The organism is Streptococcus mitis (assembly GCF_002096925.1).
Classification (GTDB): Bacteria; Bacillota; Bacilli; order Lactobacillales; family Streptococcaceae; genus Streptococcus; species Streptococcus mitis_AF.
In genome coordinates, this window is sequence record NZ_NCVN01000085.1 from 146130 (window position 1) to 160226 (window position 14097).

17 protein-coding genes and 1 pseudogene are annotated in these 14097 nt (G+C 42.5%); 15 read left to right on the forward strand and 3 right to left on the reverse strand.

All coding sequences use genetic code 11. From position 1 onward, the window contains the following. Positions 1-143 precede the first annotated feature (143 nt). From B7692_RS10290 to B7692_RS10325, 8 genes are all read left to right on the forward strand, one after another. Complete coding sequence (locus tag B7692_RS10290; protein ID WP_084930631.1) at positions 144-746, forward strand: hypothetical protein; 603 nt, start codon at positions 144-146, stop codon at positions 744-746. A 142-nt stretch (positions 747-888) separates the two neighbouring features. Further along, positions 889-1584, forward strand: a complete 696-nt coding sequence (locus B7692_RS10295; protein ID WP_084930632.1) for an AzlC family ABC transporter permease — start codon at positions 889-891, stop codon at positions 1582-1584. Then, entirely contained in the window at positions 1574-1897 is a 324-nt protein-coding gene (locus B7692_RS10300) for an AzlD domain-containing protein (RefSeq protein WP_000253936.1), read from the forward strand. Before B7692_RS10295 ends, B7692_RS10300 begins: the two co-directional genes overlap by 11 nt. Before the next feature lie 103 nt (positions 1898-2000). Next, positions 2001-2831 (forward strand): amino acid ABC transporter substrate-binding protein, encoded by an 831-nt coding sequence (locus tag B7692_RS10305; protein ID WP_084930633.1) that lies wholly within the window; start codon positions 2001-2003, stop codon positions 2829-2831. Between the two features lie 153 nt (positions 2832-2984). Then, entirely contained in the window at positions 2985-3839 is an 855-nt protein-coding gene (locus B7692_RS10310; protein ID WP_033680839.1) for a MetQ/NlpA family ABC transporter substrate-binding protein, read from the forward strand. 96 nt (positions 3840-3935) lie between these two features. Further along, the gene (locus B7692_RS10315; RefSeq protein WP_084930634.1) at positions 3936-5309 is read left to right on the forward strand and encodes a M20 family metallopeptidase; all 1374 of its coding nucleotides are present in this window, start codon (positions 3936-3938) and stop codon (positions 5307-5309) included. Further along, the gene (locus B7692_RS10320; protein WP_033680837.1) at positions 5302-6363 is read left to right on the forward strand and encodes a methionine ABC transporter ATP-binding protein; all 1062 of its coding nucleotides are present in this window, start codon (positions 5302-5304) and stop codon (positions 6361-6363) included. The genes B7692_RS10315 and B7692_RS10320 overlap by 8 nt, the downstream gene beginning before the upstream one ends. A 1-nt stretch (position 6364) precedes the next feature. Next, positions 6365-7057: a methionine ABC transporter permease gene (locus B7692_RS10325; RefSeq protein WP_000444649.1), complete on the forward strand. Its 693-nt coding sequence runs from the start codon at positions 6365-6367 to the stop codon at positions 7055-7057. A 27-nt stretch (positions 7058-7084) separates the two neighbouring features. Here the strand turns inward: B7692_RS10325 and B7692_RS10330 are convergent, their stop codons facing one another. Beyond that, complete coding sequence (locus B7692_RS10330) at positions 7085-7654, reverse strand: MptD family putative ECF transporter S component (RefSeq protein WP_084930635.1); 570 nt, start codon at positions 7652-7654, stop codon at positions 7085-7087. A 145-nt stretch (positions 7655-7799) separates the two neighbouring features. Here B7692_RS10330 and B7692_RS10335 point away from each other — a divergent pair. From B7692_RS10335 to nrdI, 3 genes and pseudogenes are all read left to right on the forward strand, one after another. Next, positions 7800-8000, forward strand: a pseudogene (locus B7692_RS10335) (helix-turn-helix domain-containing protein); the annotation flags it as partial. Positions 8001-8060: 60 nt separating this feature from the next. Further along, positions 8061-8594, forward strand: coding sequence for an ABC transporter permease (locus B7692_RS10340; RefSeq protein WP_084930636.1), 534 nt, complete (start codon positions 8061-8063; stop codon positions 8592-8594). Positions 8595-8671: 77 nt separating this feature from the next. Continuing rightward, positions 8672-9136, forward strand: coding sequence for a class Ib ribonucleoside-diphosphate reductase assembly flavoprotein NrdI (gene nrdI / locus B7692_RS10345; RefSeq protein WP_045612380.1), 465 nt, complete (start codon positions 8672-8674; stop codon positions 9134-9136). A 47-nt stretch (positions 9137-9183) separates the two neighbouring features. On the opposite strand, the gene B7692_RS10350 is transcribed toward nrdI, so the two are convergent. Together B7692_RS10350 and B7692_RS10355 are read right to left on the reverse strand one after the other, a co-directional pair. Beyond that, positions 9184-9642: a DUF3021 domain-containing protein gene (locus B7692_RS10350; protein ID WP_084930637.1), complete on the reverse strand. Its 459-nt coding sequence runs from the start codon at positions 9640-9642 to the stop codon at positions 9184-9186. Continuing rightward, complete coding sequence (locus B7692_RS10355; protein ID WP_084930638.1) at positions 9639-10079, reverse strand: LytTR family DNA-binding domain-containing protein; 441 nt, start codon at positions 10077-10079, stop codon at positions 9639-9641. Before B7692_RS10355 ends, B7692_RS10350 begins: the two co-directional genes overlap by 4 nt. 206 nt (positions 10080-10285) lie before the next feature. Between B7692_RS10355 and mutL the strand changes: the two genes are divergently transcribed. The 4 genes from mutL to B7692_RS10380 are packed head-to-tail and all read left to right on the forward strand — an operon-like array spanning position 10286 to position 14088. After that, a complete protein-coding gene (gene mutL, locus B7692_RS10365; protein ID WP_084930639.1) occupies positions 10286-12235 on the forward strand; it encodes a DNA mismatch repair endonuclease MutL in 1950 nt (649 codons plus the stop codon). Positions 12236-12250: 15 nt separating this feature from the next. Further along, positions 12251-12844, forward strand: a complete 594-nt coding sequence (gene ruvA, locus B7692_RS10370) for a Holliday junction branch migration protein RuvA (RefSeq protein WP_000273417.1) — start codon at positions 12251-12253, stop codon at positions 12842-12844. Positions 12845-12853: 9 nt separating this feature from the next. Further along, positions 12854-13417: a DNA-3-methyladenine glycosylase I gene (locus B7692_RS10375; RefSeq protein WP_084930640.1), complete on the forward strand. Its 564-nt coding sequence runs from the start codon at positions 12854-12856 to the stop codon at positions 13415-13417. Next, positions 13414-14088 (forward strand): CPBP family intramembrane glutamic endopeptidase, encoded by a 675-nt coding sequence (locus B7692_RS10380; protein ID WP_084930641.1) that lies wholly within the window; start codon positions 13414-13416, stop codon positions 14086-14088. The genes B7692_RS10375 and B7692_RS10380 overlap by 4 nt, the downstream gene beginning before the upstream one ends. Positions 14089-14097 lie beyond the last annotated feature (9 nt).

Below are 14097 nucleotides of genomic sequence, written 5' to 3' on the forward strand. Positions count from 1 at the left end.
CTCTCCAGTCTTTTTTATTTTGACTGTCTGTTACTAATTTTTGCTCAATCCTTTGTTTCCTCAAAATTCAAAGAACTAATCTCTAAATGTAATCGGGAAATCCAATGATTGTTAGTCCGAGACTTTTTTAGTATAGTAGGTATATGAGAAACAAAATAATAAACAGTCTGCTTGCTCTAGGAGCTCTTTTTCTACTTTTAACAGCTTGCCAGAATTTTAAAAAAACACGACTGGTCTTGTTTGAACCCCTTTCATTCAATATGCCCCTCAAAGTATTTGGAGAATTGTTTGGAGAGGCTAGCGAAGTGGTGGAAGAAACCGAGATGGGCTATCGAGATAGCTGGCGTGGAGAAGACCCCTATTTCTATAAAACGGGACGCCTTTTCTATGATTACGAAAATATTGCTTTGAATGGTTATACAGGTCGAGCAAGATTCACATTTTCAAAATCACATCGCTTGGAAAAAGCGACAGTTCATATTCCTGTAGCTTCAAAAGAGGAGCAATATGTCGTGCTCAACAATCTATCCCAGACTATAAAAAAAGAAATTGAAGCTCTTCCGAATTTTCAATCTGTAACTACCGAGACGGTAGGACTATACGATGACGGTTATCGCTATAAAGTCAAGTTGAAAGGACAAAGGAGAGAATTCTGGGTCGATGTTTATCCAACAGAAGATGAAGATGCTAAAGAAATTGAAGATAAAAAGTATACTATTCGGGTGGATCAGTTTAGGATGCATTAATAACACTCATGGAATTTCAGCATTTTTTCTAGCTCCAAGTTTCAGATTCTAAACTTTTTTCTCTTTCCTGAATGTGTTATAATAGTCCATGCTGTGGCTGGAACTGATTCAGCCCATTCATTAAGACAATACGAGGAGAAAGATGAAAGAAAAAGGATTTTGGGAGGGGGCGCAGGCAGCTATGCCAACAGCCCTTGGTTATGTCAGTATCGGCCTGGCCTGTGGGATTATTGGTGCGTCCTATGTGACACCTGTTGAGATGGGCTTGATGAGCCTCTTTGTTTATGCTGGGAGCGCCCAGTTTGCCATGTTGGCCCTGATTGCGGTTCAAGCGCCTGTGGCAGCTATTGCTATGACGGTCTTTTTGATTAATTTGCGTCTCTTTTTGTTGAGCTTGCACGCATCAACCTATTTCCGTCATACCAGTCTCTGGCAAAATATCGGTATGTCTAGCCTTTTGACTGATGAGACTTATGGTGTTTTGATGGGCGAATTGGCCCATACAGACAAGGTCAATCCTATGTGGATGCACGGAAACAATCTCAATAGCTATGTGGCTTGGTTTGTGGGGACAGTTGTCGGAACAGCTCTGGGTGGCCTGCTGCCAAACCCAGAAATCTTTGGGCTAGACTTTGCTTTGGTTGGGATGTTCATCGGGATTTTTGCTTCGCAATTCCAGATTATGCAAAGACGGATTCCTGTCCGCAATCTGCTCATTATCCTAGCAGTTGTTGCGGTGTCCTTCTTTTTACTCTTGACAGTGGTGTCTCAGTCACTAGCTGTTCTGTTTGCGACGCTACTTGGTTGTACAATGGGGGTGGTTTTAGATGGTCAGTAAGTATCTTTTATTAGCAGTTATTTTCTCTGGTCTTGTGACTTGGATTCCCCGTATGATTCCCTTCATCTTGGTTAAGTATAAGGGCTTGCCTGCGATTGTTGAACGTTTTTTGAAGTTCTTGCCCGTTTCTATTATCTTTGCCTTGATTCTTTCAAGTGTAGTGACAGGCAAGGTTGGCAGTCTTCCTCAAATCAAATGGCTAGACTTCTTGGCAGTCTTTCCAACCGCTTGGGTAGCCTTTCGCTACCGTAATCTAGTCGGAACAGTTCTCTTTGGAGTGGTCTTGATTGCCGTCTTGCGTTTGGTCTTTTAAATCAGCCATAAAGAAAACCTATCACAGAGATAGATATCATATAATGGCGTAAATGCTCTTTTTCTGTTAAGATTATAAGGTATTCTATTTTGGAGGAAATGACATGAAAAAAATCGTTAAATACTCATCTCTTGCTGCTCTAGGACTTGTCGCTGCAGGTGTGCTAGCTGCTTGCTCAGGTGGTGCTAAGAAAGAGGGAGAAGCAGCTGGCAAGAAAGAAATTATCGTTGCAACCAATGGCTCGCCAAAACCATTTATCTATGAAGAAAATGGCGAATTGACTGGTTACGAGATTGAAGTCGTTCGCGCTATCTTTAAAGATTCTGACAAATATGATGTCAAGTTTGAAAAGACAGAATGGTCAGGTGTCTTTGCAGGTCTTGACGCTGACCGTTACAATATGGCTGTCAACAATCTGAGCTACACTAAAGAACGTGCGGAGAAATACCTCTATGCCGCACCAATTGCCCAAAACCCTAATGTCCTTGTCGTGAAGAAAGACGACTCTAGTATCAAGTCTCTCGCTGATATCGGTGGAAAATCGACGGAAGTCGTTCAAGCCACCACATCAGCTAAGCAGTTAGAAGCATACAACGCTGAACACTCGGACAACCCAACTATCCTTAACTATACTAAGGCAGACTTCCAACAAATCATGGTACGTTTGAGTGATGGACAATTTGACTATAAAATTTTTGATAAAATCGGTGTTGAAACAGTTATCAAGAACCAAGGGTTGGATAACTTGAAAGTCATTGAACTTCCAAGTGACCAACAACCTTACGTTTACCCACTTCTTGCCAAAGGTCAAGATGAGTTGAAGACATTTGTGGACAAACGCATCCAAGAACTCTACAAAGACGGAACTCTTGAAAAACTGTCTAAACAATTCTTCGGCGACACTTATCTACCAGCAGAAGCTGATATTAAATAATTTTTTGAAATCATCCATTCTTAGTAAGGTGGGTGATTTCTCAGTTTTTAGGGATATAGTTTTAAACTATATATCTGACTATCTAATAACAATTTGTGAAATCAAACAAATTGTGAGATACTAGTACGGTATTATTTTTAAGGAGAAAGAATCATGAAAATCAAAAAATGGCTTGGTGTAGCAGCCCTTGCTACAGTCGCAGGTTTGACTCTTGCCGCTTGCGGAAACTCAGAAAAGAAAGCAGACAATGCAACAACTATCAAAATCGCAACTGTTAACCGTAGCGGTTCTGAAGAAAAACGTTGGGACAAAATCCAAGAATTGGTTAAAAAAGACGGCATTACCTTGGAATTTACAGAGTTCACAGACTACTCACAACCAAACAAGGCAACTGCTGATGGCGAAGTAGATTTGAACGCTTTCCAACACTACAACTTCTTGAACAACTGGAACAAAGAAAACGGGAAAGACCTTGTAGCGATTGCGGATACTTACATTTCTCCAATCCGTCTTTACTCAGGTTTGAATGGAAGTGACAATAAGTACACTAAAGTCGAAGATATCCCAGCAAACGGAGAAATCGCTGTACCGAACGATGCTACAAACGAAAGCCGTGCGCTTTACTTGCTTCAATCAGCTGGCTTGATTAAATTGGATGTTTCAGGAACTGCTCTTGCAACAGTTGCCAACATCAAAGAAAATCCAAAGAACTTGAAAATCACTGAATTGGACGCTAGCCAAACAGCTCGTTCATTGTCATCAGTTGACGCTGCCGTTGTAAACAATACCTTCGTTACAGAAGCAAAATTGGACTACAAGAAAGCACTTTTCAAAGAACAAGCTGATGAAAATTCAAAACAATGGTACAACATCATCGTTGCGAAAAAAGATTGGGAAACATCACCTAAGGCTGATGCTATCAAGAAAGTGATCGCAGCTTACCACACAGATGACGTGAAAAAAGTTATCGAAGAAACATCAGACGGTTTGGATCAACCAGTTTGGTAATAAGAAACAGGGAGGTGGGAGAGAGAATTCCACCTCTTGCTTTTGTATAGAGAATAGATTGTCAGGAAGAGTAGTTCATAGAAAGGTAGAGAGAATATGGTTTTTCCTAGCGAACAAGAACAGATTGAAAAATTTGAAAAGGATCATGTGGCCCAGCATTATTTTGAGGTTTTGCGTACCTTGATTTCTAAGAAATCAGTCTTTGCCCAGCAGGTTGGACTTAAGGAAGTCGCAAACTATCTGGGTGAGATTTTCAAACGTGTTGGGGCTGAAGTGGAGATTGATGAGACTTATACGGCGCCCTTTGTTATGGCGCATTTCAAGAGTTCACGTCCAGATGCCAAGACCTTGATTTTCTATAACCACTATGACACGGTGCCAGCGGATGGAGATCAGGTCTGGACAGAGGATCCCTTTACGCTTTCGGTCCGCAATGGCTACATGTATGGGCGTGGAGTTGACGACGATAAGGGCCATATCACGGCTCGTTTGAGTGCTTTGAGAAAATACATGCAGCACCATGATGACCTGCCTGTCAATATCAGTTTTATCATGGAGGGAGCGGAGGAATCTGCCTCGACAGATCTAGATAAGTATCTGGAAAAACATGCGGATAAACTCCGTGGAGCAGATTTGTTGGTCTGGGAACAAGGGACCAAAAATGCCTTGGAACAGCTAGAAATTTCTGGTGGAAACAAGGGGATTGTGACCTTTGATGCCAAGGTAAAAAGTGCCGATGTGGATATCCACTCTAGTTATGGTGGGGTTGTGGAATCAGCTCCTTGGTATCTCCTTCAAGCCTTACAGTCTCTTCGCGCTGCAGATGGCCGTATCTTGGTTGAAGGCTTGTACGAAGAAGTACAAGAGCCAAACGAACGGGAATTGGACTTGGTGGATACTTACGCTCAACGTAATCCAGGGGAAATCAGCCAGATTTATGGATTGGAATTGCCTCTCTTACAAGAGGACCGCGCAGCCTTCCTAAAACGGTTCTTTTTCGAGCCAGCCCTTAATATCGAAGGAATTCAGTCAGGCTACCAAGGGCAAGGGGTTAAAACGATTTTGCCAGCAGAAGCCAGTGCCAAGTTAGAAGTTCGTTTGGTTCCTGGCCTAGAACCGCATGATGTTCTGGAAAAAATTCGGAAACAGCTAGACAAAAATGGCTTTGATAAGGTAGAATTATACTATACCTTGGGAGAGATGAGCTATCGAAGTGATATGAGCGCGCTAGCCATTCTCAATGTAATCGAGTTGGCCAAGAAATTCTATCCACAGGGCGTTTCAGTCTTGCCGACTACAGCGGGGACAGGGCCTATGCATACGGTCTTTGATGCCCTAGAGGTACCAATGGTGGCCTTCGGTTTAGGAAACGCCAATAGTCGAGACCACGGTGGAGATGAAAATGTGCGAATCGCCGATTATTACACCCATATTGAATTAGTAGAGGAGCTGATTAGAAGCTATGAGTAGAGATATTATCAAGTTAGATCAGATCGATGTGACTTTTCATCAAAAGAAGAGAACCATCACAGCGGTCAAGGATGTGACCATTCACATCCAAGAAGGGGATATCTACGGAATCGTTGGATATTCTGGAGCAGGGAAATCAACCCTTGTACGGGTGATTAACCTCTTGCAAAAACCATCTGCAGGGAAAATCACCATTGACGACGATGTGATTTTTGATGGTAAGGTGACTTTGACGGCAGAGCAGTTGCGTCGTAAACGTCAAGATATCGGGATGATTTTCCAGCATTTTAACCTGATGAGTCAGAAGACGGCAGAGGAGAATGTAGCCTTCGCTCTTAAACATTCTGGACTCAGCAAGGAAGAGAAGAAGGCTAAAGTAGCCAAGTTGTTGGACTTGGTTGGCTTGGCAGACCGTGCTGAAAACTACCCTTCACAATTATCTGGAGGGCAAAAACAGCGTGTGGCCATTGCGCGTGCCTTGGCAAATGATCCAAAAATCTTGATTTCAGATGAGTCAACTTCTGCCCTTGACCCTAAGACAACCAAGCAGATTTTGGCCTTGTTGCAAGATTTGAACCAAAAATTAGGCTTGACTGTTGTCTTGATTACGCATGAAATGCAGATTGTCAAAGATATTGCCAATCGTGTGGCAGTTATGCAGGATGGGCATTTGATTGAGGAGGGTAGTGTTCTTGAAATCTTCTCAGATCCTAAACAACCCTTGACTCAAGACTTTATATCAACAGCCACAGGTATTGACGAAGCCATGGTCAAAATCGAGAAGCAAGAAATCGTGCAACATCTGTCTGAAAACAGTCTTTTGGTGCAGCTCAAGTATGCGGGTGCTTCAACAGACGAGCCACTTTTGAATGAATTGTACAAGCATTATCAAGTGACGGCTAATATCCTCTATGGGAATATCGAAATTCTCGATGGTACTCCTGTCGGAGAATTGGTTGTGGTCTTGTCAGGTGAAAAAGCAGCGTTGGCAGGTGCCCAAGAAGCCATTCGTCAAGCAGGCGTACAACTAAAAGTATTGAAGGGAGGACAGTAAGATGGAATCATTGATTCAAACCTATTTACCAAATGTTTATAAAATGGGCTGGGCTGGTCAAGCAGGCTGGGGAACAGCCATCTACCTAACCCTCTATATGACAGTTCTTTCCTTCATCATCGGAGGTTTCTTGGGACTAGTGGCAGGTCTTTTCCTTGTCTTGACAGCGCCAGGCGGTGTTTTGGAAAATAAGGTCGTTTTTTGGATTTTGGATAAGATTACCTCTATTTTCCGTGCAGTGCCATTTATCATTCTCTTGGCAGTCTTGTCACCCTTCTCACACCTAATCGTAGGGACAAGTATCGGGCCAAATGCGGCTATTGTACCCCTATCTTTTGCGGTCTTTGCCTTCTTTGCCCGTCAGGTGCAGGTTGTCTTGGCTGAATTGGATGGTGGTGTCATTGAGGCGGCTCAAGCGAGCGGGGCGACATTCTGGGATATCGTAGGTGTTTATCTATCAGAAGGTCTTCCAGATTTGATTCGTGTGACGACTGTGACCTTGATTTCACTTGTTGGTGAAACAGCCATGGCCGGTGCGGTTGGAGCTGGTGGTATCGGTAACGTAGCCATCGCTTATGGATTTAACCGCTATAATCACGATGTGACTATCTTGGCAACCATCATTATCATTTTGATTATCTTTACAATCCAATTCTTGGGAGACTTCTTGACCAAAAAATTGAGTCATAAATAAAAAGAGCCGTGTGGCTCTTTTTAGTAATCAGATTTTCTGTGCAAATTTTTTACTTAAGGCTTGTCCAATCAAGGCACCCACTAGGGCTCCGATGACAATACTTGCGATAAATAAAAGGACAGTTCCAGGATTTGGCGCGACCATGATACGGTCGATATATTCTTGCGATTTTCCTCTTGCCAGAAGGGTAGCCATATAGGCTTTGGGAGTAATCCACATAAGTAAGATTGGGCCAGTTGAGCTAAAGGCAAAAATAACGAAAGAAAGGAAATTCTTTGTTTGGTCCTTGTATTTTCCTAAATGAGCTATTCCATCTGCTAGGAGGCCACAGATAATTCCAGGAAGGAAGGCACCAGCACCGTGTTTAGATCCCAAGAAAAAGAGGGCCATGACAAGGCCGATAGTGGTAATGGCTCCAAAGCGCGGAACTTTTGCGACTAGGATCATATAGACGCTACCGCCGACAAGGGCAGTAAAGGCAGGCGCATAAAACATGTTTCCAGCTTGGTCAAAGAAATTGCCCAAAAGGACACCAATCCCCATGCAGAGGAAGTAAAGAACTGCAAAAAGCAGTGTAGTTAAGATAGATTTCTTCATGAATTGTCTCCTGATAATTTTTTCACAATTCTCATTGTACCACGGTTTGGTGGGATTGTAAATGAGGAGAAAGTGTTATTGTTTGCTTGTCAAACTAAATTTTTATAGATTTGTTAATTTTAAATCGTTTTACTGTATTGTTTAAACCAATTCGACCTTCGCAGAGCTTTTAAACAAACAACGCATTAAGGCTGCCCAGCAACTCTTGCTTTCAACTAGTGACAGCATCGAAGATATTTGTTATGCTGTTGGTTACAGTAATGTTGGATATTTCTATAAAGTGTTCCGAAAATTGTGCGGAAAATCGCCAAAAGCCTACCGAAAACAGGTAGAAACGACACTATAATATTTGTATTCCTTTACAAAAGGTGCTATAATATAAATAATAATATCAGGAGGTTCTATCATGAAAAAGAAACCAATCTATCTATGGGTATTACTGATTTTTTCAGCCTTACTCTCAGCAATGTCACTATTTGGAATCATATCTCCAGTACCTACTGCGGAGGGTATGAATAATCTAGAAACATCAGCATCAGGTGTTAATGCTACTTATGCTAAGGAGCTCGTTGCTTACACCATTAAGGTGTCGGAGCATGGACATTCTATCTTCAGCATTCTCTTGGTTGTCTTATCTGTTATTCTGGTTGTTGTGGCTTTGGTTTTCCTTGTTCGTAAAAACATCCAATTGGCTAACTACACTTATCTTGCTTATGTCTTCGTTGCCATCGTTGGTTCTATCTACAACTTTATCGGCGTTCAGGATGCGGTTTCACTTTTTACAGACCCTAACATCCGTATGGGAGCGGAGCTTGGTGCCAAAGGTTCTGCTATTTTTGGGATCGTACTCAATGTTCTTTTCCTAGCCCTTGTCTTTTACAAGATGTGGCGTCAGCAAAAAGCCTTGGCGGAAGAAGAGGAAACAGAAGAACTTGCCTAAGTATTGACAAAAAATAACTATCAAGTTACAATCTTGGTAGTTATTTTTCGATTATAGATAAAATCATGGAGGTACATATGAAGACAATTTCTTTAGTTTATATTAGTCTGAGTGGCAACACTGAGAGTTTTGTGACGCGCTTGAAAGACTATCTCTTGTCCCAGTACGAGGGAATTGAGGTCCAAAAGATTCATATCAAGGATTTGGTCAAAGAAGGCCAAGATTTCTATGAAATGGACTATCCCTATGTTGCTTTTTTGCCGACCTACCTTGAAGGTGGGAATGGCGTGGATAACGGAGATGTTGAGATATTGACGACACCCGTTGGGGATTTTATCGCCTATGGAGACAATGCTAGTAAGTGTTTTGGTGTGGTTGGTTCAGGAAATCGTAACTTTAATAACCAATACTGTCTGACAGCCAAGCAATACAGTCAACGCTTTGGTTTCCCTGTATTGGCCGATTTTGAAATGCGAGGCATGCTTGGAGATATCAAACGTGTCGCAGCTATTATCGCAGATTTGTATGACTTGGAAAGTTAAGCTTAGGCTTGACTTTTTTATTATTCCAAGTGGTTTTATCAGCACTCTTACTTTTTATGCTTCAAGAGTTGATTGATATGGTCCACTTTTTTAGCTTCTCTTTTATAAAGAATAGCCCAAATGATGAGGTAGACAATCACAAACTCGATAATGAGCTGGAGATAGAAGAACCAGTGGAAGGGGAACCAACCTGCTAGGGTTGCTAGTGGGACAAAGCCAGCCAGCATGAGGAAGAAATGGGTCAGAGTCGCACGGAGCAAGCTCCAGTCACGGCTGAATAATCGCTTTCCAAAGTTGAAGAGCATACCGATAGCTGCCCAAATAAGTGTACAGTAGAGCAAGACCAGGGCACCGTGAACCTGATGTTGCACCATCACTTGTCCAATCAGAGACTCGGGACTCAGTGGGGCGTAGGTGTTTGGGGCGTAGATGAATGAAAAGATGATAGAGAGGATGAGGCCGATGAGGACACCAGTAGCTGCGTCGTGGAAGATTTGTTTTTTCATAGTTCTAATTTCTCCTTGATGGTTTTTAGATAACGGCGTGAAGAGTAGGTGAAGCTTTCGTTTTTCAAGAAAATTTCTACCAGACCGTTGGGCGTGAGCTTGAGATGAGAGATGGAGTTGATATTGATGATTTCTGATTGGGAAATTTGGATAAAATTGGTTGGCAAGACTTCAAGGACCTGATAGAGTCGTAAGTCAATGGTGTAGGTCTGACTTGCTGTTTCTGCTAGAACCTTCCGATTCTCGATATAGAAGCGCTGAATCTTGCCAATCTCAACGAGATAGACCTGATTATCGATTTTCCCTTTGATTGTTTCTGTTCGGTCCAGATTTTCTGCGAACTCGATGACTTTTTGGACTTTTTCGGTTTCTTGAGGTGCTTGGACAATCAGTCTTTCCTCTTCGTAAGTCTCACTAATCTGTAGTTCTACTTTCATAAATTTCTCTCCTTGTTTTTCATACAAAATTGTGATCACTTCTTGTACACTTTTATTAAACACTATTTTACGACACCTGGCAAGGGACTTTGTCTATGTGGAGGGATTTGTATCCTATGTGGTGCTTGCTTTTCTGTCCTATCTGAAATATGGTATAATAGCACTAATCAATTTCTAGGAAAATAGATACGGAAAGGGGCTGAAAGATGTCTCATATTATTGAATTGCCAGAGGTGCTGGCAAACCAGATTGCAGCTGGAGAGGTTATCGAGCGTCCAGCTAGCGTTGTTAAGGAGCTGGTAGAAAATGCCATTGATGCTGGCTCTAGTCAGATTATCATTGAGATTGAGGAATCAGGTCTCAAGAAGATTCAAATCACAGATAATGGTCATGGAATTGCCCACGATGAGGTGGAGTTAGCCCTGCGTCGTCATGCGACCAGTAAGATAAAAAATCAAGCAGACCTCTTTCGGATTCGGACGCTTGGTTTTCGTGGTGAAGCCCTTCCTTCTATAGCGTCTGTTAGTGTCTTAACTCTGTTGACTGCGGTGGATGGCGCAAGTCACGGGACCAAGCTCGTCGCACGTGGGGGAGAAGTAGAAGAAATCATCCCAGCTACCAGTCCAGTGGGAACCAAGGTTTGTGTGGAGGACCTCTTTTTCAATACGCCTGCCCGCCTTAAGTATATGAAGAGCCAGCAAGCGGAGCTGTCTCATATCATTGATATTGTCAACCGTCTGGGCTTGGCCCATCCTGAGATTTCTTTTAGTTTGATTAGTGATGGTAAGGAAATGACACGAACAGCGGGAACAGGTCAATTGCGCCATGCTATCGCAGGGATTTACGGTTTAGCCAGTGCCAAGAAGATGATTGAAATTGAGAACTCTGACCTTGATTTCGAAATTTCAGGTTTTGTATCCTTGCCTGAGTTGACTCGGGCTAATCGCAACTATATCAGCCTCTTCATCAATGGTCGTTATATCAAGAATTTCCTACTCAATCGTGCTATTTTAGATGGTTATGGCAGCAAGCTTATGGTGGGGCGTTTTCCACTGGCTGTCATTCACATCCATATCGATCCTTATCTAGCGGATGTCAATGTGCATCCGACTAAGCAAGAGGTGCGGATTTCCAAGGAAAAAGAATTGATGGCCTTGGTTTCAGAAGCTATTTCCAACAGTCTCAAGGAACAAACCTTGATACCAGATGCCTTGGAAAATCTTGCCAAATCGACTGTGCGAAATCGTGAGAAGGTGGAACAAACTATTCTTCCACTCAAAGAAAATACGCTCTACTATGAGAAAACAGATCCGACAAGACCTAGTCAAGCTGAAGTAGCTGATTATCAGGTGGAATTGACTGAGGAAGGACAGGATTTAACCCTATTTGCCAAGGAAACCTTGGAGCAGCTGACTAAGCCTAGCAAACTGCATTTTGCAGAGAGAAAGCCTGCTATTTATGACCAACTAGACCATCCAGAGCTAGATTTAGCCAGTCTGGATAAAGCCTATGATAAGCTGGAGCGAGAAGAATCTTCAAGCTTTCCAGAGTTGGAATTTTTCGGGCAAATGCATGGAACCTATCTCTTTGCCCAAGGGCGAGATGGGCTCTACATCATAGACCAACATGCGGCGCAGGAACGGGTCAAGTACGAGGAGTACCGTGAAAGCATTGGCAATGTTGACCAGAGCCAGCAGCAACTCCTAGTGCCCTACATCTTTGAATTTCCAGCGGATGATGCTCTGCGTCTCAAGGAACGAATGGCACTTTTGGAGGAAGTGGGTGTCTTTCTAGCAGAGTACGGGGAAAATCAATTCATCTTACGTGAACATCCTATTTGGATGGCAGAAGAAGAGATTGAATCAGGCATCTATGAGATGTGCGACATGCTCCTTTTGACCAAGAAAGTTTCTATCAAGAAATACCGAGCAGAGTTGGCCATTATGATGTCCTGCAAGCGATCTATCAAGGCCAATCATCGTATCGATGACCATTCGGCTAGACAACTCCTCTATCAGCTTTCTCAATGTGACAATCCCTATAACTGTCCCCACGGACGCCCTGTTTTGGTGCATTTTACCAAGTCAGATATGGAAAAGATGTTCCGACGCATTCAGGAAAATCACACCAGTCTCCGTGAGTTGGGGAAATATTAAACTAAAAGGAAAACTATGTACGAATATTTAAAAGGAATCATTACCAAAATTACTGCTAAATACATTGTTCTTGAAACCAATGGTATTGGTTATATACTGCATGTGGCCAATCCTTATGCCTATTCAGGTCAGGTTAATCAGGAGGCTCAGATTTATGTGCATCAAGTCGTGCGTGAGGACGCTCATCTGCTTTATGGATTTCGCTCAGAAGACGAGAAAAAGCTCTTTCTCAGTCTGATTTCGGTTTCTGGGATTGGTCCTGTATCAGCTCTTGCTATTATCGCTGCCGATGACAATGCTGGCTTGGTTCAAGCCATCGAAACCAAGAATATCACTTATTTGACCAAGTTTCCTAAAATTGGTAAGAAAACAGCCCAGCAGATGGTGCTAGACTTGGAAGGCAAGGTAGTAGTTGCAGGAGATGACCTTCCTGCCAAGGTGGCAGTGCAAGCTAGCGCTGAAAACCAAGAATTGGAAGAAGCTATGGAGGCCATGTTGGCTCTGGGCTACAAGGCAACAGAGCTCAAGAAAATCAAGAAATTCTTTGAAGGAACGACAGATACAGCAGAGAACTATATCAAGTCGGCCCTTAAAATGTTGGTCAAATAGGAGCAGAGCATGACAAAACGTTGTTCGTGGGTCAAGATGACCAATCCGCTCTATATCGCCTATCATGATGAGGAGTGGGGCCAACCCCTCCATGATGACCAAGCATTGTTTGAGTTGTTGTGTATGGAAACCTATCAGGCAGGCCTATCTTGGGAAACGGTACTCAACAAACGCCAAGCTTTCCGAGAAGCTTTTCATGGCTATCAAATTCAAGCGGTCGCAGATATGACCGACACCGAATTGGAAGCCTTGCTAGATAATCCAGCTATTATCCGAAATCGAGCCAAGATTTTTGCTACATGTGCTAACGCCCAAGCCTTTCTACGACTACAGGCAGAGTACGGCTCTTTTGATGCCTATCTTTGGTCTTTTGTTGAGGGGAAAATGATCGTTAACGATGTTTCCGATTATCGCCAAGCCCCAGCTAAAACACCTTTGTCTGAAAAATTAGCCAAAGATCTCAAAAAACGAGGCTTCAAGTTCACAGGCCCAGTCGCCGTATTGTCATTTTTACAAGCTGCAGGTCTGGTTGATGACCATGAGAATGATTGTGAATGGAAGGGTCTTAAATGATGTCTAACAAATATAAGGGAATTCTGATTTTTGCGATTCTCTATACAGTCCTCTTTGTGTTTGATGGCGTTAAATTGCTGACTTCTTTAATGCCATCTTCCATTGCAAATTATCTAGTTTATGTAGTTTTAGCTCTATATGGCTCCTTCTTGTTCAAGGATAGATTGATCCAACAATGGAAGGAGATTAGAAAGACTAAAAGAAAATTCTTCTTTGGCGTCTTAACAGGATGGCTCTTTCTCATCCTGATGACTGTTTTCTTTGGATTTATATCAGGAATGTTGAGGCAGTTTGTGGGACTAGATGGACAAGGTCTAAATCAGTCTAATATTCAAAGTACCTTTCAAGAACAACCACTACTGATTGCTGTTTTTGCTTGTGTCATTGGACCTTTGGTGGAAGAACTCTTTTTCCGTCAGGTCTTATTGCATTACTTGCAGAAACGGTTGCCAGGTTTACTAAGCATTATTCTGGTAGGACTTGTTTTTGCTCTAACTCATATGCATAGTTTGGCTCTATCAGAGTGGATTGGTGCAGTTGGTTACTTAGGTGGAGGCCTTGCCTTTTCTATTATTTATGTGAAAGAAAAGGAGAATATCTACTATCCCCTACTTGTTCACATGTTAGGCAACAGCCTTTCCTTGCTCATTTTAGTTATCAGTAGTATGTGACGTTTTAGT